Origin of the sequence: Bradyrhizobium sp. ISRA436 (assembly GCF_029910015.1) — a bacterium.
GTDB lineage: Bacteria > Pseudomonadota > Alphaproteobacteria > Rhizobiales > Xanthobacteraceae > Bradyrhizobium.
Window position 1 is genome coordinate 3,686,962 of record NZ_CP094519.1, and the last position, 25,288, is coordinate 3,712,249.

Annotated in this window: 21 protein-coding genes and 2 pseudogenes; 9 read left to right on the forward strand and 14 right to left on the reverse strand. The window is 63.2% G+C overall.

Annotation, left to right across the window (positions count from 1 at the left end):
* Nucleotides 1-47: 47 nt before the first annotated feature.
* The 6 genes and pseudogenes from MTX23_RS17485 to MTX23_RS17510 form a co-directional block, all read right to left on the reverse strand.
* Nucleotides 48-802 (reverse strand): IS5 family transposase gene (locus MTX23_RS17485; RefSeq protein WP_280972604.1). Its coding sequence is split into 2 segments (ribosomal slippage): nucleotides 48-469 and nucleotides 469-802, totalling 756 coding nucleotides; the frame shifts between segments, so codons are not numbered across the junction.
* Between the two features lie 153 nt (nucleotides 803-955).
* A complete protein-coding gene (uvrA, locus tag MTX23_RS17490; RefSeq protein ID WP_280977906.1) occupies nucleotides 956-3,931 on the reverse strand; it encodes an excinuclease ABC subunit UvrA in 2,976 nt (991 codons plus the stop codon).
* A 259-nt stretch (nucleotides 3,932-4,190) separates the two neighbouring features.
* Entirely contained in the window at nucleotides 4,191-4,853 is a 663-nt protein-coding gene (locus MTX23_RS17495) for an outer membrane protein (RefSeq protein WP_280977907.1), read from the reverse strand.
* A 244-nt stretch (nucleotides 4,854-5,097) separates the two neighbouring features.
* Complete coding sequence (locus MTX23_RS17500; protein ID WP_280977908.1) at nucleotides 5,098-5,844, reverse strand: outer membrane beta-barrel protein; 747 nt, start codon at nucleotides 5,842-5,844, stop codon at nucleotides 5,098-5,100.
* A 246-nt stretch (nucleotides 5,845-6,090) separates the two neighbouring features.
* Nucleotides 6,091-6,478: pseudogene (locus MTX23_RS17505) on the reverse strand (outer membrane beta-barrel protein); the annotation flags it as partial.
* Between the two features lie 117 nt (nucleotides 6,479-6,595).
* Entirely contained in the window at nucleotides 6,596-7,339 is a 744-nt protein-coding gene (locus tag MTX23_RS17510; RefSeq protein ID WP_348637561.1) for an outer membrane beta-barrel protein, read from the reverse strand.
* Between the two features lie 440 nt (nucleotides 7,340-7,779).
* Here MTX23_RS17510 and MTX23_RS17515 point away from each other — a divergent pair, with 440 nt between their 5' ends.
* From MTX23_RS17515 to gyrA, 3 genes are all read left to right on the forward strand, one after another.
* Nucleotides 7,780-8,268 (forward strand): single-stranded DNA-binding protein, encoded by a 489-nt coding sequence (locus MTX23_RS17515; RefSeq protein WP_280977910.1) that lies wholly within the window; start codon nucleotides 7,780-7,782, stop codon nucleotides 8,266-8,268.
* 250 nt (nucleotides 8,269-8,518) lie between these two features.
* Complete coding sequence (locus tag MTX23_RS17520; protein ID WP_280977911.1) at nucleotides 8,519-8,917, forward strand: DUF2306 domain-containing protein; 399 nt, start codon at nucleotides 8,519-8,521, stop codon at nucleotides 8,915-8,917.
* A 230-nt stretch (nucleotides 8,918-9,147) separates the two neighbouring features.
* Nucleotides 9,148-11,874, forward strand: a complete 2,727-nt coding sequence (gene gyrA, locus MTX23_RS17525; protein WP_280977912.1) for a DNA gyrase subunit A — start codon at nucleotides 9,148-9,150, stop codon at nucleotides 11,872-11,874.
* 36 nt (nucleotides 11,875-11,910) lie between these two features.
* On the opposite strand, the gene MTX23_RS17530 is transcribed toward gyrA, so the two are convergent.
* The 6 genes from MTX23_RS17530 to MTX23_RS17555 form a co-directional block, all read right to left on the reverse strand.
* A complete protein-coding gene (locus tag MTX23_RS17530; RefSeq protein ID WP_280972939.1) occupies nucleotides 11,911-13,260 on the reverse strand; it encodes an IS701 family transposase in 1,350 nt (449 codons plus the stop codon).
* A 61-nt stretch (nucleotides 13,261-13,321) separates the two neighbouring features.
* Complete coding sequence (locus MTX23_RS17535; RefSeq protein WP_280977913.1) at nucleotides 13,322-14,248, reverse strand: alpha/beta hydrolase; 927 nt, start codon at nucleotides 14,246-14,248, stop codon at nucleotides 13,322-13,324.
* Between the two features lie 15 nt (nucleotides 14,249-14,263).
* Nucleotides 14,264-14,998, reverse strand: coding sequence for an ABC transporter ATP-binding protein (locus MTX23_RS17540; protein ID WP_280977914.1), 735 nt, complete (start codon nucleotides 14,996-14,998; stop codon nucleotides 14,264-14,266).
* Nucleotides 14,995-16,128, reverse strand: a complete 1,134-nt coding sequence (locus MTX23_RS17545; protein WP_348637562.1) for an ABC transporter permease — start codon at nucleotides 16,126-16,128, stop codon at nucleotides 14,995-14,997. Before MTX23_RS17545 ends, MTX23_RS17540 begins: the two co-directional genes overlap by 4 nt.
* Before the next feature lie 10 nt (nucleotides 16,129-16,138).
* Nucleotides 16,139-17,362, reverse strand: coding sequence for an acyltransferase family protein (locus MTX23_RS17550; protein WP_280977916.1), 1,224 nt, complete (start codon nucleotides 17,360-17,362; stop codon nucleotides 16,139-16,141).
* A gap of 556 nt (nucleotides 17,363-17,918) precedes the next feature.
* Nucleotides 17,919-19,766: a KUP/HAK/KT family potassium transporter gene (locus MTX23_RS17555; protein ID WP_280977917.1), complete on the reverse strand. Its 1,848-nt coding sequence runs from the start codon at nucleotides 19,764-19,766 to the stop codon at nucleotides 17,919-17,921.
* Nucleotides 19,767-19,836: 70 nt separating this feature from the next.
* On the opposite strand from MTX23_RS17555, the pseudogene MTX23_RS17560 reads away from it, so the two are divergent.
* Nucleotides 19,837-20,552, forward strand: a pseudogene (locus MTX23_RS17560) (IS5 family transposase).
* Nucleotides 20,553-20,807: 255 nt separating this feature from the next.
* On the opposite strand, the gene MTX23_RS17565 reads toward MTX23_RS17560, so the two are convergent.
* A complete protein-coding gene (locus tag MTX23_RS17565) occupies nucleotides 20,808-21,065 on the reverse strand; it encodes a hypothetical protein (RefSeq protein ID WP_280977918.1) in 258 nt (85 codons plus the stop codon).
* Between the two features lie 267 nt (nucleotides 21,066-21,332).
* Between MTX23_RS17565 and coaD the strand changes: the two genes are divergently transcribed.
* From coaD to queA, 5 genes are all read left to right on the forward strand, one after another.
* Complete coding sequence (gene coaD / locus MTX23_RS17570; protein WP_280977919.1) at nucleotides 21,333-21,830, forward strand: pantetheine-phosphate adenylyltransferase; 498 nt, start codon at nucleotides 21,333-21,335, stop codon at nucleotides 21,828-21,830.
* A 44-nt stretch (nucleotides 21,831-21,874) separates the two neighbouring features.
* The gene (locus MTX23_RS17575; protein WP_280977920.1) at nucleotides 21,875-22,438 is read left to right on the forward strand and encodes a peptidylprolyl isomerase; all 564 of its coding nucleotides are present in this window, start codon (nucleotides 21,875-21,877) and stop codon (nucleotides 22,436-22,438) included.
* 3 nt (nucleotides 22,439-22,441) lie between these two features.
* On the forward strand, nucleotides 22,442-22,882 hold the full coding sequence (locus MTX23_RS17580) for a hypothetical protein (protein ID WP_280977921.1): 441 nt from the start codon (nucleotides 22,442-22,444) through the stop codon (nucleotides 22,880-22,882).
* Entirely contained in the window at nucleotides 22,858-23,322 is a 465-nt protein-coding gene (locus MTX23_RS17585; protein WP_280977922.1) for a peptidylprolyl isomerase, read from the forward strand. Before MTX23_RS17580 ends, MTX23_RS17585 begins: the two co-directional genes overlap by 25 nt.
* Nucleotides 23,323-23,462: 140 nt before the next feature.
* Nucleotides 23,463-24,554: a tRNA preQ1(34) S-adenosylmethionine ribosyltransferase-isomerase QueA gene (gene queA, locus MTX23_RS17590; RefSeq protein WP_280977923.1), complete on the forward strand. Its 1,092-nt coding sequence runs from the start codon at nucleotides 23,463-23,465 to the stop codon at nucleotides 24,552-24,554.
* A 374-nt stretch (nucleotides 24,555-24,928) separates the two neighbouring features.
* Here the strand turns inward: queA and MTX23_RS36375 are convergent, their stop codons facing one another.
* Nucleotides 24,929-25,195, reverse strand: a complete 267-nt coding sequence (locus MTX23_RS36375) for a hypothetical protein (RefSeq protein ID WP_348637563.1) — start codon at nucleotides 25,193-25,195, stop codon at nucleotides 24,929-24,931.
* Nucleotides 25,196-25,288 lie beyond the last annotated feature (93 nt).

Here is a 25,288-nt window from a genome sequence, read left to right on the forward strand (position 1 = left end):
TAAGTACTCCCTCAGGGACACCCGAAGAGACTAAGGTCCGGACTCAATCAGGTCCACCAAATGATAGCGGCAGCAAGATTGACGGCCGAGAGGAAGTTTCTGGCGAGCTTGTCATAGCGGGTTGCAATGCGCCGCCAGTCCTTGAGCCTGCAAAACATGCGCTCGACGAGGTTGCGCCGCTTGTATGCGGCGCGGTCGAACGGATGGAAGCGTTTTCGGGTGGGATTGTTTGGGATGACCGGGGTTGTTCCCCGTTCGATGAGGAATTGCCGCAGTTCGTTCGCGTCATAGGCCGTGTCGGCCGCACAGCAACGCGGTGGTGGCAGAGAGCTGAGCAGGGGCAGCGCCGCGCGGATGTCACCACGCTGACCTGGCGTTACTTCGAGCGCGATGGCGCGTCCGAGACTGTCGCAGACGGCGTGGATCTTGGTGGTCCTGCCACCGCGGGAACGACCGATGGCCTGAGCCTCCGCCCCCCTTTTCCACCGGCCGCCGCACGGTGCGCCTTGGCGGTCGTGGAATCGATGGCCTGGAAGTCGTCATCGGGCGACAGGCCCCGAAGTGCTTCGAACAGATTGCGCCAGACCTCGCGCCGCGACCAGCGGTTCCAGCGATTGTAGACGGTCGTGTAAGGGCCGAACACTGCCGGGCAATCGCGCCAGCGGCAGCCGGACTTCAACACATGGATGATGCCACTGATCACGCGGCGATCATCGACTCGACGAGCGCCGGGCTGATTTTGCGGCAGCAAGGGCTCGATTGCTGCCCACTGCCGATCATTCAACCAAAACTCGCCCGCCATGATCCAAGCCCCGCAAATGCAGAGCTTGAATCATATCTCCACGTAAAATTATACATCTGATTGAGTACAAACCTTAGATCGATCAGATCGGTCTCTGAAATGGCTTCAAAGTTTAAGTTGGACAGCCCCATTTTCACCCTCAGTGAAACTGCATCACTCCGCCGCCTCGCTCGCGTTGCTCTTCCTTGGCTTGCTGTTCGCCTTCTTCAGCACCGGTGCCAGGAATTTGCCGGTGTAGCTGCGTGGCGCCTTCACGATGTCTTCCGGCGGACCCCAGGCGACGATCTCGCCGCCGCCGTCGCCGCCTTCGGGGCCGAGGTCGATCACCCAGTCGGCGGTCTTGATGACTTCGAGATTGTGCTCGATCACGACAACCGTGTTGCCCTGCGCGACCAGCTCGTGCAGCACCTCCAGGAGCTTGGCGACGTCGTGGAAGTGCAGGCCGGTGGTCGGCTCGTCCAGGATGTAGAGGGTGCGGCCGGTGGCGCGCTTCGACAGCTCCTTGGCGAGCTTGACGCGCTGGGCTTCGCCACCCGACAGCGTGGTGGCCTGCTGGCCGACATGGATGTAGTCGAGGCCGACGCGGTGCAGGGTCTTGAAGGTCTCGCGCACGCGCGGCACCGCCTTGAAGAACTCGGCGGCCTCCTCGACCGTCATGTCGAGCACGTCGGCGATGCTCTTGCCCTTGAACAGCACCTCCAGCGTCTCACGGTTGTAGCGCTTGCCCTTGCAGGTGTCGCAGGTGACGTAGACGTCGGGCAGGAAGTGCATCTCGATCTTGATGACGCCGTCGCCCTGGCAGGCCTCGCAGCGGCCGCCCTTGACGTTGAAGGAGAAGCGGCCGGGCTCGTAGCCGCGCGCCTTGGCCTCGGGGAGGCCGGCGAACCACTCGCGGATCGGCGTGAAGGCGCCGGTATAGGTCGCCGGGTTGGAGCGCGGCGTTCGGCCGATCGGCGACTGGTCGATGTCGATGATCTTGTCGATATGCTCCAGCCCCTCGATGCGGTCGTGCGGGGCCGCGCCTTCGCTGGCGTTGTTCAGCTTGCGGGCGATGGCGCGGTAGAGCGTGTCGATCAGCAGCGTCGACTTGCCGCCGCCGGAAACGCCGGTGACGCAGGTGAACAGGCCGAGCGGGATCTCGGCCGAGACGTTCTTCAGGTTGTTGCCGCGGGCGTTGACGACCTTGATGGTGCGCCGGTGGTTCGGCGGCCGCCGGTCGGGCACGGGGACCGAGAGTTCACCGGTGAGATACTTGCCGGTCAGCGACTTCGGATTGCGCATGATCTGGTCGGGCGTGCCTTGGGCCACGATATGGCCGCCGTGCATGCCGGCGCCGGGGCCGATGTCGAGCACGTAATCGGCGAGGCGGATCGCGTCCTCGTCATGCTCGACCACGACCACGGTGTTGCCGAGGTCGCGAAGTCGCTTGAGGGTGTCGAGCAGGCGCGCATTGTCGCGCTGGTGCAGGCCGATCGACGGCTCATCGAGCACGTAGAGCACGCCGGTGAGCCCCGAGCCGATCTGCGACGCCAGACGGATGCGCTGGCTTTCGCCGCCGGACAGCGTGCCGGAGGAGCGCGACAGCGTCAGGTAATTGAGGCCGACGTCGAGCAGGAAGGTCAGGCGCTCGCGGATCTCCTTCAGGATGCGCGCGGCGATCTCGTTCTGCTGCGCGTTCAGCGCCTCCGGCACCGTCTCGAACCATTCGCCGGCGCGCTTGACCGAGAGGTCGGCGATCTCGCCGATATGCTTGCCACCGATCTTGACGCAGAGCGCCTCCGGCTTCAGCCGGTAGCCATGGCAGCCCGCGCAGGGAATGTCGGAGAAGTACTTGCCGAGCTCCTCACGCGCCCACTCGCTCTCGGTCTCGCGGTAGCGGCGGTTGATGTTGGTGACCACACCCTCGAACGGCTTCTTGGTGTCGTAGGAGCGCACGCCGTCCTCGTAGGAGAACTTGATCTCGTCGTCGCCGGAGCCGTGCAGCAGCGCGGCCTGCACCTTCTTCGGCAGGTCCTTCCACTTGGTGTCGAGCGTGAACTTGTAGTGCTTGCCGAGCGCGGTCAGCGTCTGGATGTAATAGGGCGAGGATGACTTCGCCCAGGGCGCGATGGCGCCCTTGCGCAAGGTCAGCTCCTTGTCGGGGATCACGAGATCCTCGTCGACATGCTGCTCGACGCCGAGGCCGCCGCAGGCGGGGCAGGCGCCATAGGGGTTGTTGAACGAGAACAGCCTCGGCTCGATCTCGGGGATCGTGAAGCCGGAGACCGGGCAGGCGAACTTCTCCGAGAACAGGATGCGCTCGGGGCCGCTCTTGTCGTGGATCTTCGCGGTCTTCTTCTTGTCTTCGCTCGCGGCTGCGCTAGGTGCGTCGGCGTATTCGATTACGGCGAGGCCGTCGGCGAGCTTCAGCGCGGTCTCGAAGCTTTCGGCAAGGCGCTGGGCGAGGTCGGGGCGCACCACGATGCGGTCGACCACGACGTCGATGTCGTGCGGAAATTTCTTGTCGAGCGCGGGCGCCTCCGCGAGCTCGTAGAAGGTGCCGTCGATCTTGACCCGCTGAAAGCCCTTCTTGAGATATTCGGCGAGCTCCTTCTTGTACTCGCCCTTGCGGCCGCGCACGACCGGTGCCAGCAGATAGAGCCGCGTGCCTTCGGGCAATGCCAGGACGCGATCGACCATCTGCGAGACGATCTGGCTCTCGATCGGCAACCCGGTGGCCGGCGAATAGGGCACGCCGACGCGCGCCCAGAGCAGGCGCATGTAGTCGTAGATTTCGGTGACGGTGCCGACCGTCGAACGCGGGTTCTTCGACGTCGTCTTCTGCTCGATCGAGATCGCCGGCGACAGGCCGTCGATCTGGTCGACGTCGGGCTTCTGCATCATCTCCAGGAACTGGCGCGCATAGGCCGACAGTGACTCGACGTAGCGGCGCTGGCCCTCGGCGTAGATGGTGTCGAACGCGAGCGAGGATTTGCCGGAACCGGACAGGCCCGTGAACACCACAAGCTTGTCGCGCGGAATCTCGACGTCGATGTTCTTCAGGTTGTGTTCGCGCGCGCCGCGGATCGTGATGGCGCGCGACGAGGAGCCCGCGGTCTGTTGGCGCTTCGACTTCAGCACTTCATCCATTGCGGCAATTCCGGGCGCCTGATGTTGCGCCTTTTTGGGCGCGCGTCACCGGTGATGCCGGGACCTCGCGCCGATGGCTGTGTGAAGATTGGAACGTAGGAAGAACGGCGGCGGATTTCCAGTGCCGTGTTGGGTCCATCAACGGATAGTTTGCCAGATGGCAGCAGCCGTCAGCAACCTGCCACAGCAAAAAGGCCGGCGCGAGGCCGGCCTTTCGTCACGACGGTCGTGAAGGTCACGACGGGGGCGTGAAGTTCGATCAGTAGCGCGCGACGATCGGGCCGCCGAAGTGATAGTTCACGCCGACCTGGACGCTGTGCAGGTTGAGATCGCCGGAGGGAACGCCAAAATAGTTCTCGCTGCCGAGGCTGCGATAGAGGTACTCGCCCTTGACCGACCACTGCGGAGCGAAGAACGCCTCGATGCCCGCGCCGACGGTCCAGCCGGAGTGGAAGTGACTTTCCGAGACCGTCACGCCGAGCGCGCTGAGGCTCAGCTTGTTGTCGATCCAGGCGTAGCCGCCGGTGCCGTAGAACAGCACCTTGTCGACAGCGAAGCCGATGCGGCCGCGCACGGTGCCGAGCGAGTCGATGCGGCTCTTGATGGTGATGCCGAGCGCCGTGACCGAGGCGTCGACGTCAGCCCAGCCGCCGTCGGCTTCGAGGCCGTACACGATGTTGCCGGCCTGCCAGTTGTAGCCGATGGTGCCGCCGGCGAAGCCGCCGCTCATCTTCGGTGAAGCGTCGGTGTTCTCGCTCGCATAGCCGCCGAAGCCGCCGAGGTAGAAGCCGGTCCAATTGTAGATCGCGGCGGGCGGCGGAGCCTTGACGTAGGGCGCACGCGCCGCCATGTCCGCGGCCGAGGCCGGAGCAAACGCACTCAAAACAAGCAAGCCGGCCGACGCCAGCAAAACGGTCTTCATTTTCAAAATCCCAGTCCCATTCTTCTTGTTGTCCCTTCAAGCCCTTGAAGGGAGCGTCACGGCAGTGTTGCATGACGTTGGCGCGTTTCTACACGGATAAACTGGGACGTGTGTCTCCGGAAAACAACAATGCACGGGAAACGTGCAGCCCAGAACGCCGGCTGGGTACAGGCGTGTGCTCTCCGGGCAACAAAAAGGCCGGCGCGAGGCCGGCCTTTTCGCTGAATAGCATCAACTCCTACGATCAGTAGCGCGCGACGACGGGGCCACCGAACTTGTAGTTCAAACGGACGGTGACGAGATCGACGTCCTGACGGATGCGATCGCTGCCGACGATGACGCCGGTCGCCGGCGAGGTGAAGTCGAGGGTGCGATCCTGCATGAACAGGTGATCGTACTCGACGCCGGCCGTCCAGTTCGGCGCGAAGCCAAATTCGAGGCCCACGCCAACCGTGCCGCCCCAGCGGGTGTCGTCACCGCTGCTCGCAAACAGCGCGCCGGTGAGATCGTTGATGCGGTATTTGTTCGAGGTCACGGCGGCGCCGCCCTTCAGGTAGAGCAGGACGTTGTTGGCGGCGTAACCGATCTGACCGGTGAACAGGCCGAACGCATCGATCTTCGAGGTGTTGACGAAGCCGGGGAACAGCAGGCTGGTGTTGCTGCCCTTCAGGTCGGCCCAGTCGCCCTGTGCCTCAAGGCCGAACACCCAGGTGCCGGCCTGCCAGCGATAGCCGATCTGGCCACCGGCCACGCCGCCGGTCGCATCATGACTGCCTTCCGCGCCGACCAGGAACGGCGGGACCGAGTCCCAACTATTGCGGCTCGAACCCCAGCCGCCGTTGGCACCAATATAGAACCCGCTCCAGTCGTACACCGCGGCAACCATCGGCGGCGGCGCCTTGGTGTAAGGACGCGCGGCCAAGTCGGCTGCCGACGCGGAGGTAACGCCGAGAGCGGCGATGCTGACCGTTGCGACCAGGAACTTCTTCATGGGATCCCCCTTCCTGAGAAAAGCTCTGCACTTGGGAACAAACATTACCATGTGTTTCGCGGAAGGACTGTCGCTGAGCGGCCACAGTCGCCAACAAGTTGCGCTGGTTCCGTCTTCACAACTCCTTAACGTGTGAAGGAGTTCTGCAGACGCGCGCGCCGCGCAGGCCGATCCGAAACTGAAAGCGGCCCGGGACAAAAAGACCGGCATCGGGCCGGCCCTTCGCGGCCTCGTCAGATCGCGCGATCAGTATTTTGCGGCAACGGGACCGCCCCAACTAGTGATAGTTGAGGCCCGCCTTGACGGTCTGGAAGGTGTCGCTCCATTCCGAGCGGTTGATTGCGACCAACGGATCGTACTGCAGCGAGCCCTTGCCGAGATCGATGTACGAGATCGATGTAGTTGTATTCGACCTTGGCCGACCAGTTCGGCGCGAACATGTATTCGGCGCCGGTGCACCAGCGATTCGCCCCCAACGCGTGTCGCTTGCGGACACTGAAGGCGGGATGAGCCCTGCATTGTAGTGATGCAGGATGTCGCCGACCGCAGCGCCGCCGCTCACGAACCAGAGTGCTGGTCCGTCGGCGTAGCCGAGGCGGCCTTTGATGTCGCCGAAGCTGCACAATTCCGTGTAGACCGCTGATGGCGATGCTTGGCGCGGGAGAGGGAGGCGTCGGACCGCAACCATCAGGCCAACAAAAAGGCCGGCACAAGGCCGGCCTTTTCGTCCCCAAGAAATCCGATCGCGCGATCAGTACTTCGCTACGACGGGGCCACCCCACTTGTAATTCACGCGGACGGTGACGAGATCGACGTCCTGACGGATGCGATCGCTACCGACGATGACGCCGGTCGCCGGCGAGGTGAAGTCGAGGGTGCGATCCTGCATGAACAGGTGATCGTACTCGACACCGGCCGTCCAGTTCGGCGCGAAGCCAAATTCGAGGCCCACGCCAACCGTGCCGCCCCAGCGGGTGTCGTCACCGCTGCTCGCAAACAGCGCGCCGGTGAGATCGTTGATGCGGTATTTGTTCGAGGTCACGGCGGCGCCGCCCTTCAGGTAGAGCAGGACGTTGTTGGCGGCGTAACCGATCTGACCGGTGAACAGGCCGAACGCATCGATCTTCGAGGTGTTGACGAAGCCGGGGAACAGCAGGCTGGTGTTGCTGCCCTTCAGGTCGGCCCAGTCGCCCTGTGCCTCAAGGCCGAACACCCAGGTGCCGGCCTGCCAGCGATAGCCGATCTGGCCACCGGCCACGCCGCCGGTCGCATCATGACTGCCTTCCGCGCCGACCAGGAACGGCGGGACCGAGTCCCAACTGTTGCGGCTCGAACCCCAGCCGCCGTTGGCACCAATATAGAACCCGCTCCAGTCGTACACCGCGGCAACCATCGGCGGCGGCGCCTTGGTGTAAGGACGCGCGGCCAAGTCGGCCGCAGCGGCCGGCGCAGCAAATGCAATCAGTGCGACCGCAGCCAGCAAATATTTCTTCATGATCGATCTCCCACCCCTTCCGCTTCCTTTGGTCCCGAAGCGGCGACGCGAGCGCCCGCGCCATCCGGTCACACCTATACTCCGATTCAACCGAAAAGGCCGTCTCCCAAATGCCACACTCGCGGAAGAAGTGCGGTCTCGGCAAGGCTGTGATTTGTTTATATTTTTTCCCAGGCTCTGGCAGTTGGAGCGACATTTGCGGCGGAGCCGGCCTGCGATCCGTAACCAAGGTTCTTGCTACGACTGGTTGCGTGGAACAAAGCTGGAACATTTCGCCGGGCGGTGCTATATGTGGGGATAACCGCTGAGTGGCCGTGCGAATGGCGGAGGCGGCGGGGCGGCGTCGGCGTATAGGGGCGTTCGCGACGCCTGCAGTAAGTGGCGAAGGTTGAGAGTGGCGGCCGATGTCCGGCCGCCCAGTTTTGAGTGGAGATGAAGCGATGGCGGGAAGCGTGAACAAGGTGATCCTGGTCGGAAACCTCGGCAAGGATCCGGAAATCCGGCGGACGCAGGACGGCCGTCCGATCGCAAACCTTTCCATCGCCACCTCGGAAACCTGGCGCGACAAGGGCACCGGCGAGCGCAAGGAAAAGACCGAGTGGCACCGCGTCGTGATCTTCAACGAGGGCCTCTGCAAGGTTGCCGAGCAGTACCTGAAGAAGGGTGCCAAGGTGTACATCGAGGGCCAGTTGCAGACCCGCAAATGGACCGACCAGAGCGGCGTCGAGAAGTACTCGACCGAGGTCGTGCTGCAGGGCTTCAACTCCAACCTGACCATGCTCGACGGGCGCGGCGGCGGCGGAGGCGGCAGCTTCTCCGACGACGGCGGCAGCGATTTTGGATCGGCCGGTCCGACAAGCTCGGCGCCGCGGCGCGCGGTCGCCGCCGGCAGCCGCAACAGCGACATGGACGACGACATCCCGTTCTGAACGAGATTGTCACCTTTCGAACAACTCTGTCAGGCGCAGTTCCGTGAAAATCGTTTCCCGGAACTGTGGCTTGATGTGTCGCGTTCGTATCCTCGCGTCAGATATCAATATATTATACTAATCTATTGATATATTTAGCTCTATTTCAGAGCGGTGAATTCTGCGCTTTGACAAAGGTCCATGTTAATGATATTCACATCAGCCCGGCGGTGGCTGACGTTGCTGCGGCCGGTATTGAAGGCCTGCCACCATGAGCCTCGCGCCTCTGCTCGACGCTGCTCCAGCGATCCCGCTCCATGCCTTTGCAGCGCTGGCCGCCTTTGTGCTTGGCTCCATTCAGTTCGCCGCGCAAAAGGGCACGTTGCCGCACCGGACCCTGGGCTGGATCTGGGTGATCCTGATGCTGGTCGTGGCGCTGAGCTCGTTCTGGATCCATCAGATCCGTCTGATGGGGCCGTGGAGCCCGATCCATCTGCTGTCGATCTTCACGCTGATGATGCTGGCGTTGGGAGTGGCAGCGGCGCGGACCCACGATGTTCGCCGTCACAAGTTCACGATGATCGGCATCTTCTTCGGCGCGCTGGTCATTGCCGGGCTGTTTACGTTGATGCCCGGACGCATCATGCACGCGGTGGTGCTTGGGCCGTGAGCAAAAGAAGCGAATGGCGAGTGGCGAATAGCGAGTAGGGGACTGGGTTCCATTCGCTATTCGCCACTCGCTGCACGCGTCTCGGACCTGGGTGTCCACGAATCCAGAGATCACCCCGTAAGTCCATGAAAAAACGAAGGGAAAAACGGCTTTCCGAAGGCGGGCGAGGGTGGTTTTCAGGCCTTCGATACGCTATATGATTCCCCAGTAGAACTGACCGGATTTCCCCTTTGTCCGAACCCGAAGATGACAAGCCCGGCGAGCCGCCGGGGCCCTCAGACATTCGTCCCGTTTCCATTCTCGACGAGATGAAAAAGTCCTACCTCGATTACGCGATGAGCGTGATCGTGTCGCGTGCGCTGCCCGATGCGCGCGACGGACTGAAGCCGGTGCATCGGCGCATCCTGTACTCGATGCACGAGCAGGGGCATACGCCGGACAAGAAGTACGTCAAATCCGCGCGCGTGGTCGGCGACGTCATCGGTAAATATCATCCACATGGCGACCAATCGATCTACGACGCGATGGTGCGCATGGCGCAGGACTTTTCCATGCGCGTGCCCCTCGTCGACGGCCAGGGCAATTTTGGCTCGGTCGACGGCGATCCGCCGGCGGCCTATCGATATACCGAAGCGCGGTTGACGCGAGCGGCGCAGGCCGTGCTCGCGGATATCGACGAGGACACCGTCGACTTCCAGCCGAACTACGATAATTCGGAGCAGGAACCGTCGGTTCTGCCGACGCGGTTCCCGAACCTGCTGGTCAACGGCGCGGGTGGCATTGCGGTGGGCATGGCCACCAACATCCCGCCGCACAACCTTGGCGAGGTCGTCGACGCCTGCGTGGCGCTGATCGACAACCCTGCGCTCACAATCGACGACTTGATCAACATCATTCCCGGTCCGGATTTCCCGACCGGCGGCATCATCCTCGGCCGCCAAGGCATCCGGTCGTCCTATCATCTCGGCCGCGGCTCGATCGTAATGCGCGGCAAGGTCTCGGTTGAATCCCTGCGCAAGGACCGTGAGGCGATCATCATCACGGAGATCCCCTACCAGGTGAACAAGGCCACCATGGTCGAGCGGATCGGTGACCTGATCCGCGAGAAGAAGATCGAGGGCATTGCCGATCTCCGCGACGAATCCGATCGCGATGGCTTCCGCGTCGTGATCGAACTGAAGCGCGAAGCGATGCCGGATGTCGTGCTGAACCAGCTCTATCGGTTCACGCCGCTGCAAACCAATTTCCCGGCCAACATATTGGCGCTGGATTCCGGCCGTCCGCGGCAGATGACGCTGAAGGATCTGCTCAGCATCTTCGTCGCCTTCCGCGAAAGCGTGGTGACACGCCGCACCAAATTCCGGCTCGGCAAGGCGCGTGACCGCGCCCATCTCCTGGTCGGTCTTGCGATCGCGGTCGCCAATATCGACGAGGTGATCCGCGTCATCCGGAACTCGCCCGATCCGAACACGGCCCGCGAAGCCCTGATGTCGCGCGATTGGCCGGCGAGGGATGTCGAGGCGATGATTACGCTGATCGACGATCCGCGCCACCGCATCAACCCCGACGGCACCATCCGGCTTTCACTCGAGCAGGCCAGGCATATTCTTGACCTCCGCCTGCAGCGTCTCACCGCGCTCGGCCGTGAGGAGATTTCCAAGGAGCTCGACGAGCTCGCCGTCGAAATCGCCGACTATCTGGACATCCTGCGCTCGCGTGCTCGCGTGCAGAGCATCGTCAAGGACGAGCTCGCCGCAGTGAAGGCCGAATTCGCCACCCCGCGTAGGACCGAGATCGTCGAGCAGGAAGGCGAGGTTGAGGACGAGGACCTGATCCAGCGCGAGGACATGGTGGTGACGGTGTCGCACGCCGGCTATGTCAAGCGCGTGCCGCTGTCGACCTATCGGGCGCAGCGTCGCGGCGGCAAGGGCCGCGCCGGCATGCAGACGCGCGATGAGGATTTCGTCAGCCGCCTCTTCGTGGCCTCTACGCACACGCCGGTGCTGTTCTTCTCCTCGCGCGGCCAGGTCTACAAGGAAAAGGTCTGGCGGTTGCCGATGGCCGCGCCGAATGCGCGCGGCAAGGCGCTGATCAACATCCTTCCGCTGGAGCAGGGCGAGCGCATCACCACCATCATGCCTTTGCCCGAGGATGAATCCTCCTGGGGCAATCTCGACGTGATGTTCGCGACGACTGGCGGCAACGTCCGCCGCAACAAGCTGTCCGATTTCGTCGATGTCCGCCGCTCCGGCATCATCGCCATGAAGCTCGATGACGGCGAGGCGATCGTCGACGTGCAGATCTGCACCGAGCGCGACGACGTGCTGCTGACCGCCGCAGGCGGCCAGTGCATCCGTTTCCCGGTCACCGACGTGCGTGTCTTCACCGGCCGCACCTCGATGGGCGTGCGCGGCATTACGCTCGGCGAGGGCGACAAGCTGATCTCGCTGGCGATCCTGCGCCATGTCGAGACCACGTCCGACGAGCGCTCGGCCTATCTGAAGATGCGTCGCGCCGTCGCCGGCGAGGCTGCTGCCGAGGAGCCGGCGGAGGCCGAGGGCGAGGAGACGTCGAACGCGATCCAGCTCTCGCAGGAACGCTATGTCGAGATGTCGGCGCAGGAGCAGGTGGTGCTCACCGTGTCCGTCAACGGTTACGGCAAGCGGACCTCGTCCTACGAGTACCGCACCACCGGCCGCGGCGGCAAAGGCATCGTCGCGATGAGCGTCAACAACCGCAACGGCAAGCTGGTTGCCTCGTTCCCGGTCGAGGACGCCGACCAGATCATGCTGGTCACCGACAAGGGACAATTGATCCGCTGCCCGGTGGCCGACATCCGCGTCGCCGGCCGTTCGACCCAGGGCGTGATCGTGTTCGACACCGCCGAGGACGAGCATGTCGTTTCGGTCGAGCACATCCCGGAGGAAGAGAACGGCGAAAACGGGAACGGAGGCTAACACTACTTTGGCAGAATGTGTTTGCGCGACTGCTTTTCAAGGATTTGCTTTCGGCAATATGGGCACTGCTGAGACGGCGGCCGAAGGATGAGATCGACGATGGCGTGACGTACGGCGGGCATGGTTGGTTGAGGCGGAGGCCCGTTGATTCTTTTTTTTCCGCCCCGCGTGTGCGAGGCGACGATGTTGCAGGAAGGCGTAGGCAATCATGGTCATCAGGGCGTGGCGATGAAGACCTTGCCATGATCGCCCTTCGAAGTGATCCAGTCCAAGCTCCTCCTTCAACTGCTGATGCGCCTGCTCACAAATCCACCGTGCCTTGATGGTTGCGGCCAGCGTGCGCAGATCCGTCGCCGCCGGGAGATTGGCGAGATAGTATTTCTTCTCCCCGGAGGCGCGTTGCTCGCCAATGAGCCAGGCCTCGTCGCCTGGGAGATGCTGCTGACCCTTGTCCCAAATCCGCTGCGGAGGGCCGTCGGCGGTGCGGACACGGACAGCAGCAAATCGGGCTGTCAGACGACCTTTCGTTCCGCTGCGCCAACTCACGGTTTTCCATTTGGCGCTGGCCAGCATTTGTTCTGCCGCAATCGATAAGACATCTGGTACGTGGTGCTTTCGTGGCTTCCCGCGGACTTTGGTAATCGGCCAAATGAGCTGTACATCAACCGGATACACCTTGAGATGCCGAGGGATGCCGACGGCCCAGGCCAGGCCGCGTTCTGTTAGCCCCTGTCGAAACGGTGCGCTAAGCCCGTATCCTGCATCCGCCAGCACGCATCCAAAGCGCACGTTGGCTGCCATCGCTCGGTCAACCTCGGCCAAAGCAATTTCCGGCTTGGATCGTGCCGTTCGGTGTTCGATCGGCACGCGAGCACGCTTCAAACGAGACACATTGCTCGTCCAGCTTTCGGGCAAAAAGAGACGCAGCGCGACCATTACTGGCACTTCGCCGCGCGCAAGGGTCAGCGACACCAGCGTTTGGCAATTTGCCGTTTTGCCAAGAGAGGACGCATATTGAGGCGCGACGCCAACCGAGCGTTCGCCCTTCTTCGGCATTGCGGTGTCGTCAATAACGAGCACCGCGTCCTTGCCGCCGACAAGCCGGTCGGCCTGATTTAACAGTTCAGATTCCAGCGGAGTCGCGTCCCAGACACCGTCGGCAATGAAATGGTGCAACTGATCGTAGTTGCCCGCGGCAAGGCGCTCCGCCATCGGCTGAACGCTTTTGCGGTCGCCGGGACCGATCAATCCCGCAACGTACAATGGACACATCCGCCGCCGGGTCCTATGACCCAACCGATCCAGGAACGGCTTCAGCCAGCGTTCGAGTTCGTCTTCCCACTCCGCCATGGTCAGCCCTCCGAGAGCCGACCACCCATGAATCATTGAAAAATCGATTCGGGAATCCTAAAAAACGCAGTAAAAGCGATAATCTGCCAAAGTAGTGCTAGGTGGCTGCGCGCCGACGAACTCCCGGCGCGCACCGCACATCCGAGATGAAATCTCCGATTTGCGCGATCGCGCCATGGGCTTCCGGCAGCACCGGGACAAAGAGCTGAAACACATGCGGCATTCGCGGCCAGATCGCCAGTCGGCTGCATGGATTCTCCCGTTTCAGCGCTCTGGCCATACGCACCGCGTCGTCCCTCAATATCTCATCGCTGCCGACTTGGATTAAAACCGGCGGCAGCGCGGAGGGATCGCCATAAAGCGGCGATGCATACGGGGTGCGCGGATCGGCACCGGCGAGATAACGCCGCACAAATTCCGGAAGATCGTCGGCGTTCAACATCGGATCCGAGGCTGCATTCTCGATCAATGAAGGTCCGGTGAGGGCGAGATCGGTCCACGGCGACATCGCGACGGCCGCGTGAGGAAGCGGCTTACCCTCATCGCGCAGCTTCAACAGCAGGCACAGCGACAGTCCTGCGCCTGCCGAGTCCCCCATCACAAAGAGTTCGCTCGTGTCGGTCTTCCTCTCGGCGAGCCAGAGAAAGCCTGCAACTGCATCCTCCAGCGCGGCCGGGAACGGATGTTCAGGCGCCAGGCGGTATTCCAGCGCCCAGACACAGGCTTTGGTCGCATTGGCTATCCGCCAGGTGAAATGCCGATAATAGATTGGCGCGCCAGAAATGTAGGCTCCGCCGTGGAGATAGAGCACGTTGCGCTGCGGCCGCGACGCCGGTGTCGTGATCCGATGAAATCTGATTTGACCGGCCTGAACCTCAACCGTTTCCGTGCTGCCGGGCGGGCGCGGTACCCATCGCTCCATACGACGCATGTTGCTTCGCCAGACTTCGACATCGAAGGGCTCGCTTCCCCGCTTCAGCAACATGCGGAGACCCCAGCGCAGCATTTCGGCGCGCAGGCTCATGATGCGCCTGTCGGCTCACGGCCTGAACGCGACTGCCTTCGGCATGCGCAGGCGCTCCGGCCCGCCGGATTCTTCGTTGACGAGCCGGCCGTCCTCGATCTCGACGATCCGATCCGCGAAGGGAACGATGCGCGGGTCATGGGTCACCACCAGCACTGCTCTTTGTCGCTCGTGCGCGGCATCGGCGAGGATGTGCATGATCGTGCGACCGTTGTCGCCGTCGAGCGCAGCTGTCGGTTCGTCGGCGAGAATGATGGAGGGATTGGCGACGAAGGCACGCGCAATTGCGACCCTCTGTTGCTCGCCGCCGCTGAGTTCCATCGGCAGAGTATCCGCCTTCTGTTCGAGTCCGACCTTGCTGAGCGCCTCCCGTGCTTTTTTTGCCGCGCGCCTGCCATGCTCGCCGCGAATGTCCAGCGCGAGCTGCACGTTCTGCGCCGCCGTCAACGTCGGAAACAGATGATAGGACTGGAAGACGAAGCCGATATGGTTGCGCCGAATCCGGGCGAGGGCTTCCTTGTCGGAATTGGAAGTGGATGTACCGCACACGGTGAGAGTACCTGCGGTCGGTGCCAACATGCATCCCAAGACGAGCAGCAGTGTGGTCTTGCCGCTGCCGGACGGTCCCATCAGCAATGTGAGTTCATCGCGCCGCAGCGACAGGTCGACGCCGCGGAGCGCCTGCACCTTTCCGGCACCGCGGCCAAGCGTCTTCCTGATGCTCCTGGCTTCGAGGATGATTTTGCTCATCGCATGAACACCGTTGCTGGATCTATGCGGATCACGCGCACGATCGCCGCCACGGCGGAAGCCACGCACATGACCACCGTCAGGGTAAACAATCCCGCGACCAGCCATGGCGTGATGACGATCGGCAGTGCACTCTTTGCAGTCATCTCAACGACCACGGCGCCGATCGCGGCGGCGATGACGAATCCAATCACCGCATTGAGCAGTGCCTGGTAGATGATGACCCTGTAGATATAGCCGTTCGACGAACCCATCGCGCGCAGCGTGGCGAACTCGCTCAGATGATCCTTTGTGCTCGAGTAGAGGGTTTGCGCGACGATCACGGTGCCGACAATCACGCCGAGCAGCGCACCGGCAAACAATGCTGCGCCGGCTCCGGTTCCGAACAGCCAGAACGAACGGCTGCGGGCACGGAATTCGTCCGATGTGAGCACCTCGGCATCGCCGACCTGTGCGCGGACGGCTCGCAAGACCTTGTCTCGATCTGCGTCCGGCTCGAGGCGAACGAGCAGATTACTGGCGCGGTCGGGAGGGGTTCCGGTGTAGGTGCGGGCGCTTTTCAGATCGACGAATACATAGGGAGTCGTGGTGAACGAGCGGATTCCATCAGTCAAGGCCACAGCCTTGACGCGGCGGCCTCGGATTTGTGCGGTCGATCCGATTTTCACGTCACCGAGCCGGTCGTGGTATGAGCGATCGACGACGACAGTACCCGGCTGCGACAGCCCCCGGACGTCGCCCTCGACCACGTTCCACGGCTGCATGGCGCCATCACGCAAATCGGCGCCCACGACAAACACGGGCGTCATCTCGCCGCTATCGAGCCGCCAGTCCGAGAAGCCGATGACCAGCGGGACCGCCGACGCCACGCCATCGACTTGAGCGACCTTGTCGCGCAGCTTGGGATCCAGCAGCGAAGGATCCTCGAAACATTTCGCGCCCTTCGGCAATACCCACAGATCGGCAGAAGCATGGTCGATCATTGTCGTCACCATGCGACCGAACCCCAGGAATAACCCCATCTGGATCATCACGAGCACGACCGAAAACACGATCCCGACAAGCGTTGCGACAAAGCGCAGCCGGTCGTGGAAGAGATTGCGGGACGCGAGCGTTAGGACCAGCGACATGCGCGCACCATCATCGTGGTTGATTTGCGATAGCACTCTTGACCGGCGGTTCGGCGTGCCGGCGGACTAACGGCTTCGCTCCCGCCTTGACCATGCTGCTTGCAGTCCAGCTGAGCGCGAGCGCAGCGACAAAGACGAGTCCCGCCTTGACGACGGCATTCAGGTCTGCGGCAAGCAGCCAATATTGCAGCCACAGCACGAAGACATAATGCACGATGTAGATGCCGTAGGCGTTGGTCGAAAGACTGTCGAGAGCGCCTGCACGTGCGCGCAGCAAGGCCAGCGAGATCGCGACAAAGGCGAGAACGCCGGTGGCGCAGGCAAAGGGGAAAGCGAACGCCGCAGCCAGGCGATACGGCAGCGGGCTGGCGTTCCAGTCAGGCAGCGTCAACGATGTAAGCCCGCCCCACAGCGCAAAGCAGCCGATCGCTGCGGCAAGCCAGGCCAACCAATGGCGAGCAATGGGTCCGTCGCAGCGAAGCACGCTGCGATCGCAGCCATGACTGCCGATGGCAAATGCGGTGAGGAAATAGATGAGATAGTGCAGCGGGCGACTGAGTTGGAACGAGAACGGACCGAGAAAGGTCCACTCCCACGGCGTGAAGATCATCGCCAACGGAACGTACGCCACGACAGAAAGTCCAGTCAGGCCTGCAAAGAACAACAGCGGACGGTCGTTGCAGCTCGCAACGAGGCCACTCGCGGCATGTCGCCACGACGGCGCGAGCCCTTGCAGGGCGGCAGCAAGAATGCCAAGCAGCAGAAGCTGCCACAGGAACCATTGCGGGCCGGTGGGCCACATCGGCAATGCACGCCAGTGCTGCCAGAACGCCTCGACCGACGGGTCCGCCGCGGTTACCCGATAGGATGCGTAATAGGCGAGCGGGCTCAGAATGGCGGCAGCGAGAGCGAAGGGCACTCCAATTCGCCAGCATCGCTCCGCGAGGTAAACAACACTCCCCTTGCGGATGAGGCTTTGCGGTGTGAACAAGCCCGCCATGAAGAACATCAGCGACATCAGGCTGATGTCCTGCCACGCGCAAAACAGGTCGAACCCGAACCAGCGCTCGCGGTCGATGATCGGAAATGCGATCCAGCGATAGGGTGGGGTATCGAAGGCGAACGGGTGCGGTGGTTGCGACGCAAGGTAGGGAAGCGCCGAATGAAAGGCCACCACGATCAAGATGACCACAGCGCGCAAGTTACTAAAGGCAACGTTTACGCCTGAACTCATGTGGCGGTGACAGCCGAGATGGAAGTGAAATTTCGAGTTCAACCGCCGGGCAACTCGACTTGTTCCTATTTGTTTCCTATTTGGCGGCAATTCAGGAGCCGCGTGCCGGTCGCCCACGTCGAGCGAAGCGGAACCTCAGAGATCGTTACCCGTGTTCGCCGTTCGTCTAGTCCAGGGAGCGCTCCAGTCCCTTTGTGTGATCGGCCAGCCTGTCGGGCGTAGACTTCTTTCGCCATCTCCCACTGCAGCGCCGTCGGATGGACTTTCAGGATGCAGGCCGGAGCATCCTTGATCCCGACCTCGAACAGCGTGCTGATCGCGCCGCCGTGCAATTCGGTGATGCCGAGCACCGACGAGCGAAGGGAGATGCGATCCAGGATCGCCTGCGCCTGGTCAATCGAGATCGTCAGGGGGGCAGCGACAACGGCGCGTCGTCGGACATGCACTCTCGTTCCGGGGGGGGGAGCCGGATGCAGCGAAGCGAAATCCGGAGGGCAACACGGCGTAGCTTTCCCGGGTTACGCTTCGCTCCACCCGGGCTACACAGCACCTGGAGTTAGATCTCGATCTCCGTGCCGAACTCCACGACCTGTCCGGTCGGCACGCCGAAGAACGCGGCGGTGCGCTCGGCGTTGCGCTGCAGGAAAGCGAACAGTCCTTCCCGCCACACCCACATGCCCGGGATGTCCTCGCGCGGAATGATGGTCTCGCGGCCGATATAGTAGGTCACATCGGATAGCTCGATGCCGGGCAGCTTGCCCTGCCTGCAGGCGAGCTTCAGGCCCTCATAGATCGTCGGATATTGCATGAAGCCGTAATGCAGGATGATCCGCGTGATGCCCGGGATGATCTCGATCACCTCGGCCCGATCCTCGTCCGATATCCGCGGCAGCTCCTCGATCTGCACGGTGACCAGCAGCACGCGCTGGTGCAGCACGTGGTTATGCTTGACGAATTGCGTCAGCGCCAGCGGTACTCCCTTGGGGGCCGATGCCAGGAATACGGCGGTGCCCGGCAGACGGCTTTGGCACTTGTTGACCGCGGTCTCGATCAGATCCTCTTCCGGCTGGCGCAGCTTGGCGCGGGCCTTTTCGACGAGCTTCACGCCGCCGCGCCAGGTCAGCATCAGGAACGCCACGGCGGCGGCGAGCAGCAGCGGGAACCAGCCGCCTTCGAACAGCTTGGCCGAATTCGCCGCGAAGAAGATCGTGTCGATGACGAAGAAGAAGCCGTTCACCGCGATCACGAGGATCGGCGAATAACCCCACTGGATCGCGACCAGTGCCGCGAGCAGCGTGGTGATCGCCATCAGGAGCGACACGGCGATGCCGTAGGCGCCGGCGAGCGCGTCCGACGTGCCGAAAGCCAGCACTGCGCCGAGCGTTGCGGCGGCGAGCAGCCAGTTCACCAGCGGCACGTAGATCTGCCCGATCGCATCGCTCGTGGTGTGCTCGATATGCATGCGCGGCAGAAAGCCGAGCTGGATCGATTGCTGGGTCAGCGAGAACACGCCCGAGATGATCGCCTGCGAGGCGATTACGGTGGCGACGGTGGCGAGCAGGACCATCGGATAATGCGCCCAGTCGGGAGCGAGCTGGAAGAACGGGTTGTCGGCCGAGGTCGGGTCGTTGATCAATTCGCCCGCCTGACCGAAATAGTTCAGCACCAGCGCCGGCAGGCAGACCGCGAACCAGGCGAGGCGGATCGGGAAACGGCCGAAATGCCCCATGTCGGCATACATCGCCTCGCCGCCGGTGACGGCGAGGAAGGCAGCGCCGAGAATGGCGAAGCTGATATGGAAGTCCTGGTGGATCAGGAAGTCGAACGCGTAGAACGGGCTGAACGCAACCAGCACGCTCGGGGCCTTGACGATGCCGTGGATGCCGAGCGCGGCCAGTACCGCAAACCAGCCGAGCATCACCGGGCCGAAGATCCGGCCGATGAAGCCCGTGCCTTGCTTCTGCATCACGAACAGGCCGACCAGGATGACGACGGTGAGCGGCACCACGGCGGGCGCCAGCGACGGGGCATCGACTTTCAGGCCTTCGATCGCCGACAGCACCGAGATGGCCGGGGTGATCGCGCCGTCGCCATAGAGCAGGGCGGCGCCGACCAGGCCGACGATCAGGAGCTGGGCGCGCCAGGTGCCGGGCGCGGCGTTGCGCGCCGACAGCAAGGCCAGCAGCGCGACGATGCCCCCTTCGCCGCGGTTGTCGGCGCGCAGGATCAGCATCGCGTATTTGAGCGAGATGATGAGAATCAACGCCCACAGGATCAGCGAGACCACGCCGAGGACGGCGTCCTGGGTGAGGGCTCCGCCATGGGCGGCGGCCCTGGCCGCTTCCTTCAGGGCGTAGGCAGTGTGGACTCTAAGGATTCCCTTTTGAGAGCAAATCAGATTCAAGTCTGCTTTTGGGGAGGCAGTCTTGGGTGTGATGGATCGTTTGGTATTGAGCGACGCGGCCTGGGAGCGCATGGCGCCGCTGATCATCGGCCGGCCCGACCAGAAGGGCTCGACCGGGCGAGACAACCGGATGTTCGTGGAAGGTGTGCTTTGGATCGTGCGCACGGGCTCTCCCTGGCGTGATCTTCCGGAGGTGTTCGGGGACTGGAACAGTGTGTTCCGGCGCTTCAGCCGATGGAGCGCCAAGGGTGTTTGGTGGCGGATCTTCGAGGCGATGTCCGATGATCCGGACTTCGAATACCTGATCGTCGATTCCACCATCGTCCGGGCGCATCAGCACGCCGCCGGCGCGAAAAAAGGGGGCCTGAAGATCAGGCGCTTGGCCGCTCGCGCGGCGGCCTGAGCACGAAGATCCATATGGCCGTTCGCGGCTTGGGATGTCCTGTCCGGTTCACGCTCACCGCAGGCCAGAAGGGCGATGCACCGCAAGCCGCTGCGTTAATCGAGGGACTGCCTGCCGAGGTCGTCATCGCCGACACGGCCTATGACGCCGATCATTTGCGCAAACACATCGCCGCCAAAAACGCGCTCGCCGTCATCCCCAACAACCCGTCACGCGCGCTCAAATATCCGCTCGACAAGCATCTCTATGCCCAGCGCCATCTCGTGGAATGCTGCTTCTCCAAACTCAAGCAGTTCCGTCGCGTCGCTACCCGCTTCGAAAAAACCGCCCGAAATTACCGAGCCGTCGTCACTCTCGCTGCCATCGTCCTATGGATGCGATAAGTGTCCACACTGCCTAGAGGGGGCTGGTACCGATGTCGCCGTAGACGACGCCAAGTGCGCCGAGCGTTGTCGCGATCGGCAGCGGGCTCGGATGGCGGTCGGAGGAAACGATGGCGGGCGTACTGGTCACGTGCAAATCCCCCGATGCCGCGCGCTCGACCGGAACATCCGGCGGGCGCGTTAGACGATAGTCTGCGACGAGACGTCGCAAATTTCCATGGGATTTGCGTGACAGAGCAGAGGACGCCCGGCCGACTACGGCGAGCGCGGGGCGGTGACGAGGCGGGCTTCACGAACCGACAGCTTGCTGCCGGCGGTGCGCAGGCAGGATGCCTCGAAGTTGGGCCAGGCCTGCTGCGAGCAGTCCTTGCCGACCGGATGGATGTTGAGGCGGTCGCCCTTGGCCAGCGGCTGCGGGGTGCTGGCTGCGACCTGCGGGGCAAAGCCGGGAAGAACGGTGAGCGCCGAGGCAATGAACGCGGCAACAGCGATAGCGGAAAGTGCCTTGATCATGACGATCCCTGTGATCGGGCCCCCCGGGCCCGTCGTTTCGTTGTCCGAGCTGTACCGGCCGCACGTTTCCTGGAGTCTTCGCCACGCTGGAAAATGGTTTCGTCACGGACCGGTTTTGTTTCGTCCGCCACCGGCTGACGAAACATTCCGCCGGATAGACGCTGGGATGCCAGGGCTGGTTCACTGGCCGAGGCAAAATAAAGGGGGACCGGGGTCCCTGGAACCGGGCCGGCTTGCCGGGCAAGGCGGGGCGGGTTAGAGGGGACCATGACCCGCATCGCGCTTTATCCCGGCTCCTTCGATCCCGTCACCAACGGCCACCTGGACGTGGTCCGGCAGGCCGTCAAACTTTGCGACCGCCTGGTCGTCGCCGTCGCCGTCCATGCCGGCAAGAAGCCGCTGTTCTCGACCGAGGAGCGGCTCGAGATGCTGCGCGAGGAGTGCGGCCCGATAGCCCAGAAGGCGGGCTGCGCCTTCGATTGCACGACCTACGACAATCTCACCGTGACGGCAGCGCGGAAGCTTGGCGCGAACATCATGATTCGCGGCCTGCGCGACGGCACCGATCTCGACTATGAGATGCAGCTTGCGGGCATGAACGAGGCCATGGCGCCCGAGGTGCACACCGTGTTCGTTCCGGCATCGGTCGCGGTCCGCCCGATCACCGCCACACTGGTGCGCCAAATCGCCCAGATGGGCGGCGACTTCTCTGCATTCGTGCCGTCATCAGTCGCCGCTAGCCTGAAGGCCAAATTCGCCGGCTGATACCGGCGCCTGCCACATCCCGAACGTCCTGATCCGGAGTTTCCATGATCCGCATTCTTGCATTCGTTGCCGCGCTGTTCTGCGTCGTTCCCGCGATCGCGCAGCCGCTGCCCGCCGGCCTCGACAAGGCCAATGCGATCGTGATCGACACCACCAAGGGCCGCATCGTCATCAAGCTGCGCAGCGACATCGCGCCGAAGCACGCCGAGCGCATCAAGCAGCTGGCGCGCGAGGGCTTCTACAACAACGTGCCGTTCCACCGCGTGATGGACGGCTTCATGGCGCAGACCGGCGACGGGCAGAACTTCAACGGCACCGGCGGCTCGAAGTATCCGAATCTGAAGCAGGAATTCTCCAACGTGCCGTTCAAGCGCGGCATTGTCGGCATGGCCCGGCGCGGCGACTCGGTCGACAGCGCCAATTCGCAGTTCTTCATCATGTATGCCGATGGTCCGAGCCTGAACGGCCAGTACACCGTGATCGGCGAGGTGGTGCAGGGCATGGATGTGGTTGACAAGCTGAAGAAGGCGCCGGCGGGCTCCGCGAGCGGCACCGTCACCGACCCCGACAAGATGGTGAAGGTGCAGGTCGCATCCGACATCAAGTGACCCATGAGTGCGGCGCGCAGCAAGCAACTCTCCTGGTTTGCCGCGCCGCTCGTGTGGCTTGCGCTGACCGCGCCGGCGCCGGCCGAGCCTCAGCAACTCAACACGATCCGGGACGTTGTCCTGAGCATTCACCGGTGCTGGAGGCCGCCGCCGCTGGACAAGGCCAACCCGATCGACATCACGGTCATCGTCAGCTTCAACCGCGAAGGCGCGATCCTCGGGCATCCCAGGATCTCCTACGAATCGGAGCAGGCGACCGATAATGACCGGCTGCAATACCGGATCGCCGTGATGGAGGCGTTGCAACGCTGCACGCCGTTGCCATTTACGGAGAGCTTGGGCGGCGCGGTGGCGGGCCGCCCGTTCGCGATCCCCTTCAGAAACAAGAAATATCCACCCAGAAGCCAGGAGAAGCGAGCATGGCTGCTACCGAGAATACTCTGATCCTTGAAACCACCCAGGGTCCCGTCACGATCGAGATGCGCCCCGATCTGGCGCCCAACCACGTCGCGCGGATCAAGGAGCTGGTGCGCGAAGGCTTCTACGACGGCATCGTGTTCCACCGCGTGATCGACGGCTTCATGGCCCAGACCGGCTGTCCGCAGGGCACCGGCATGGGCGGTTCCGGCAAGAAACTGAAGGCTGAATTCAACAAGGAGCCGCATGTCCGCGGCACCGCCTCGATGGCCCGCGCGGCCAATCCGGATTCCGGCGACAGTCAGTTCTTCATCTGCTTCGACGACGCATCCTTCCTCAACGGCCAGTACACGGTCTGGGGCAAGGTCACCGAGGGCATGGAGAACGTCGACAAGATCAAGCGCGGCGAGCCGGTGAAGGATCCGGACAAGATCGTCAAGGCGCGCATGGCCGCCGACGCGGCGTAACTGTTGTCCCCTCACGGTGAGGAGCCTGCGAAGCAGGCGTCTCGAACCATGAGGCCACAATGCTGGAACGGACTGGGCCTCATCCTTCGAGACGCGCTGTCGCGCTTCTCGGGATGAGGGTCAGCAGTGTGCAGGTTAAAATGCGCACCGATCTCTTCGACTTCGAACTTCCTCCTGAACGGATCGCGCTGAGGCCCGCGAGCCCGCGCGATTCCGCGCGGATGCTGGTGGTGCATCCCGACGGCGTGCTGCGCGACGCCATGATCGCCGACCTGCCCCACTGGCTGGAAGCGGGCGACCAGATCGTGGTCAACGACACCAAGGTAATCGCCGCTCAGCTCAAAGGCCGCCGCATCGGGCGCGAGACCGAACCCAGGATCGAGGCGACGCTGATCAAGCGGCTCGACGGCTCGCGCTGGCAGGCGCTGGTCAAGCCGGCCAGGAAACTCGCCGTCGGCGACATCGTCCGCTTCGGCAATGAGGGCAAGGTCTGCCTGCTCGGCCATCTCGACGCTGAAGTTGAGGCGAAGGGGCAGGAGGGCGAGGTGACGCTGTCGTTCTCTTTCCATGGCCCGACGCTCGACCAAGCGATCGCCGACGTCGGCGCGACGCCGCTGCCGCCCTATATCGCATCGAAGCGCACGCCCGACGACAAGGATGAGGCCGACTACCAGACCATGTTCGCGGCAAACGAAGGCGCGGTGGCGGCGCCGACGGCGGGGCTGCATTTCACGCCGGCGCTGGAGACGGCGCTGCGTGGGCGCGGCGTCGGGCTGCACCGGCTGACGCTGCATGTCGGGGCAGGGACCTTCCTGCCGGTGAAGGCGGAGGAGACGTCGGAGCACAGGATGCACGCCGAATGGGGTCGCATCAGCGCCGCAACCGCATCCGCCCTGAACGCCGCGCGCGCCAAGGGCGGCCGCATCGTCGCGGTCGGGACCACGTCGCTGCGGCTGCTCGAAAGCGCCACGACGGCCGACGGCACCATCCAGCCGTTTTCGGCGGAGACCTCGATCTTCATCACGCCGGGCTATCGCTTCCGCGCGGTGGATATTCTGCTGACCAATTTCCACTTGCCGCGCTCGACGCTGTTCATGCTGGTCTCGGCCTTCTCCGGGCTCGGGACGATGAAGCAGGCGTACGCGCACGCGATTGCCAGCGGCTATCGGTTCTATTCGTATGGCGACGCCTGTTTGCTGTTCCGGGCGCATGAGCCGCGCGTAGATTTGTAGGGAGCAAAGGCGCGCATGCGTCGTGCCCGAAAATCAAGTGCGCAGCGAGGAATGGTGGGTACGCTTGCGCGTTGCCCATTCCACCACCGAGTCGGCACGTGCCGATCCATCACCGTCACCTGCGGAGTCCAAGGCCGGGCTTGATCGCGCAACGGAACGCGACATCGATCAGTTGGGCGGTTGCTGATGAAACTAACTTGGCTGTCAGACTCTGATTCATTTGTAATTGGAAATGCTGGATCATTTGGGAGCTCCGACCGTTTTGTTCGCGCGACGGCCGTCGCTGCAAACAAGCAAGGAGGAACATTCGCATGAACTGCAAGATCCTTAACGGCCTCGCCGCGGTTGTACTCGGAACGGCGCTTGGTCTTGCATCACCGGCGTTGGCCCAGCATGGCGGCGGCGGTGGCGGTATGTCCGGCGGTGGCATGTCTGGTGGTGGCATGTCCGGCGGTGGAGGTGGCATGTCCGGCGGTGGAATGGGCAGCGGCATGTCCCGTGGCGGCGGAGGCGGAGCTGGAATGCATCCCGGCGGGATGGCAGGTGGAATGCAGAGCCCCGGAGGCGGCACGCATTTCGGCGCCATTGGCGGACGGACGCAATTCGGCGACGGACGTTTCGCTCGCGAGTCTTTTGCGCATCGGGACTTCTCGCCCCGGTTCTCAAGGTTCGCGGATCGAGACGGCTTTCACCACCGCTTCTTCGCCCACCGCTTCTTCGATCACCGATTCTTC

Excerpts from the sequence above, each read along its gene's own strand:
- uvrA (WP_280977906.1), bottom strand. The coding sequence starts at position 3,931 with ATGGATGAAGTGCTGAAGTCGAAGCGCCAACAGACCGCGGGCTCCTCG.
- MTX23_RS17495 (WP_280977907.1), bottom strand. The coding sequence starts at position 4,853 with ATGAAGACCGTTTTGCTGGCGTCGGCCGGCTTGCTTGTTTTGAGTGCG.
- MTX23_RS17500 (WP_280977908.1), bottom strand. The coding sequence starts at position 5,844 with ATGAAGAAGTTCCTGGTCGCAACGGTCAGCATCGCCGCTCTCGGCGTT.
- MTX23_RS17510 (WP_348637561.1), bottom strand. The coding sequence starts at position 7,339 with ATGAAGAAATATTTGCTGGCTGCGGTCGCACTGATTGCATTTGCTGCG.
- MTX23_RS17515 (WP_280977910.1), top strand. The coding sequence starts at position 7,780 with ATGGCGGGAAGCGTGAACAAGGTGATCCTGGTCGGAAACCTCGGCAAG.
- MTX23_RS17520 (WP_280977911.1), top strand. The coding sequence starts at position 8,519 with ATGAGCCTCGCGCCTCTGCTCGACGCTGCTCCAGCGATCCCGCTCCAT.
- MTX23_RS17530 (WP_280972939.1), bottom strand. The coding sequence starts at position 13,260 with ATGATTCATGGGTGGTCGGCTCTCGGAGGGCTGACCATGGCGGAGTGG.
- MTX23_RS17535 (WP_280977913.1), bottom strand. The coding sequence starts at position 14,248 with ATGAGCCTGCGCGCCGAAATGCTGCGCTGGGGTCTCCGCATGTTGCTG.
- MTX23_RS17540 (WP_280977914.1), bottom strand. The coding sequence starts at position 14,998 with ATGAGCAAAATCATCCTCGAAGCCAGGAGCATCAGGAAGACGCTTGGC.
- MTX23_RS17545 (WP_348637562.1), bottom strand. The coding sequence starts at position 16,128 with ATGTCGCTGGTCCTAACGCTCGCGTCCCGCAATCTCTTCCACGACCGG.
- MTX23_RS17550 (WP_280977916.1), bottom strand. The coding sequence starts at position 17,362 with ATGAGTTCAGGCGTAAACGTTGCCTTTAGTAACTTGCGCGCTGTGGTC.
- MTX23_RS17565 (WP_280977918.1), bottom strand. The coding sequence starts at position 21,065 with ATGATCAAGGCACTTTCCGCTATCGCTGTTGCCGCGTTCATTGCCTCG.
- coaD (WP_280977919.1), top strand. The coding sequence starts at position 21,333 with ATGACCCGCATCGCGCTTTATCCCGGCTCCTTCGATCCCGTCACCAAC.
- MTX23_RS17575 (WP_280977920.1), top strand. The coding sequence starts at position 21,875 with ATGATCCGCATTCTTGCATTCGTTGCCGCGCTGTTCTGCGTCGTTCCC.
- MTX23_RS17580 (WP_280977921.1), top strand. The coding sequence starts at position 22,442 with ATGAGTGCGGCGCGCAGCAAGCAACTCTCCTGGTTTGCCGCGCCGCTC.
- MTX23_RS17585 (WP_280977922.1), top strand. The coding sequence starts at position 22,858 with ATGGCTGCTACCGAGAATACTCTGATCCTTGAAACCACCCAGGGTCCC.
- queA (WP_280977923.1), top strand. The coding sequence starts at position 23,463 with ATGCGCACCGATCTCTTCGACTTCGAACTTCCTCCTGAACGGATCGCG.
- MTX23_RS36375 (WP_348637563.1), bottom strand. The coding sequence starts at position 25,195 with ATGCGCAAAAGACTCGCGAGCGAAACGTCCGTCGCCGAATTGCGTCCG.